General features: G+C 63.6%; 2 protein-coding genes. Both read right to left on the bottom strand.

Going from position 1 to position 1,873, the window contains the following annotated elements; all coding sequences use genetic code 11:
* Nucleotides 1–131: 131 nt before the first annotated feature.
* A complete protein-coding gene (gene dhaL, locus LB528_RS30100; RefSeq protein ID WP_224717238.1) occupies nt 132–740 on the bottom strand; it encodes a dihydroxyacetone kinase subunit DhaL in 609 nt (202 codons plus the stop codon).
* A 5-nt stretch (nt 741–745) separates the two neighbouring features.
* Entirely contained in the window at nt 746–1,753 is a 1,008-nt protein-coding gene (locus LB528_RS30095) for a dihydroxyacetone kinase subunit DhaK (RefSeq protein ID WP_224717237.1), read from the bottom strand.
* Nucleotides 1,754–1,873: the final 120 nt, after the last annotated feature.

Here is a 1,873-nt window from a genome sequence, read left to right as displayed (position 1 = left end):
AAAAGTACAACGCCCGATGAGCCCTTGGAGCGCCTAATCGAGGGCGTCAGAGCCTCGCTCGGCAGCACCAGATCGAAGCCGTTCCGGAATCAGAGACAAAACCACCGGAACGTCATTGCCTATAAAAGGGGTTAGGCGGCTTTCATGGCGTTGCAGATTTCTTCGACCAGCATGGCGGCCGAAATCGAGCCCGGGTCCGGGTGGCCCAAAGAACGCTCGCCGAGACGTGCGGCGCGGCCGACGGTTGCGACCATGTTGCGTGTCGCTTCTGCTCCCTGTCGGGCAGCCGCGATTATGGCATCGGCATTCTGACCATCAAGTGCGGCATCGGCGGCCGGTCCCCAGGCATCGAGCATCGTCTTCTGGCCCGGCTCCGCCTTGCCACGCTGGACGATGCCGTCGCGCATCGCCGCAATGATGGTCCGCAGTTCGCCATTCGGCATTGATCCGCGCGGACCTGCGGCCTTGCCGGCGCGCAGAAGGGCGGTCGCATAGAGTGGCCCTGAGGAGGCGCCGACTGCGTTGAGAAAGCCTTTGGCGGCGGCATTGAAGACGTCCTGCAGCGTGCCCTCGGCAGCCTGGGCCGCATCGGCTGCGGCTTTCATGCCTTGTTCCATGGCAATACCGTGGTCGGCGTCCCCAATGACCCCGTCAAGGGCGCAGAGCCTGTCGCGCTCAGTTGCCATCCGCGCAGAGATGGTGCCGAAAAGAATTTTCAAATCCGCGGTCGTAAACTCCATCTCGCTCAACTCCGGAACATGGCGCAGTCGCAGGGATGGTCGATCATGCGCTGCAATTCGTCGTCCAGGTGCATGATGGTAATCGACGCGCCGGCCATGTCGAGCGACGTGCAGTAGGAGCCGACAAGCGTCTTGTGGACCGCCAGTCCGGCAGCCTTCAAGCGCTCCGCGATCCGCGCGTTCAGGATGTAGAGTTCCATCAGCGGTGTTGCGCCGAGCGAGTTGACCAGAACAGCGACACGAGAGCCGGCCGGCGCCTCCATTTCCGCCAGGATCGCGTCCATGATTTCGTCGGCGACATCATTGGCCGAACGCAATGGCCCGCGCCGCACCCCCGGTTCGCCATGGATACCCATGCCGATTTCCATTTCGCCAAGGGGAAGATCAAAGCTCGGCTTCCGCGTCTGCGGCAGGGAACAGGACGAGAGCGCCACGCCCATGGTGAAGGTGCGGTCGTTGGCGTGCCTGGCGATCCGCTCCACCTCGTCCAGCGGCATCATCATGTCGGCGGCCGCGCCCGCGCACTTGAAGATGAACACGTTGCCGGCCACGCCGCGGCGCTTTTGCCTTTGGTCGCGCGGCGCCGACGCGATGTCGTCAGTGGTCAGCACCGTGCGCGCCTCGATGCCTTCGATCTCCAGCAGCTCTGCGGCCATGTCGAAGTTCATCACGTCGCCGGCATAGTTGCCATACATGAACAGGACGCCTGCACCGCCGCTCGCGGCCGTCGCCGCGTCGACTGCCGGCTGCGGAGGGGGTGAGGCGAAGACGTTGCCGATCGCTGCGGCATCCGCCAGTCCCTTGCCGACATAGCCCAGGAAGGTCGGCTCATGGCCTGAGCCGCCGCCGATCACCAGTGCGACTTTGCCGGTCCGCGGGCCATTCTTTGCAACGACTGCGCGCGGGGCGTTGTCGGGGCGCCAGAGATGCTCGGGATGGGCGGCCATGATACCGACCAGCATTTCGTCCACGGCCGCATCGCCGTCGTTGATCAGCTTCTGCGTGAGCCTCATTCGCGCCTCCCTGTATCATCTCCGATCGTGAGACTAGAGTGTTTCGCGACGACGGGGAAACGGTCTTCTTCTGGCCCAACAAGGTCGCGAAGCATAAAGTCTATCGAGCGTTGTACTTTG

This window comes from Mesorhizobium sp. CA4 (assembly GCF_020165075.1).
Lineage (GTDB): Bacteria > Pseudomonadota > Alphaproteobacteria > Rhizobiales > Rhizobiaceae > Mesorhizobium.
This window is presented reverse-complemented; position numbering and strand designations above follow the sequence as displayed.

Coding starts and splice junctions, on each gene's coding strand:
- dhaL (WP_224717238.1), bottom strand. CDS start 740: ATGGAGTTTACGACCGCGGATTTGAAAATTCTTTTCGGCACCATCTCT.
- LB528_RS30095 (WP_224717237.1), bottom strand. CDS start 1,753: ATGAGGCTCACGCAGAAGCTGATCAACGACGGCGATGCGGCCGTGGAC.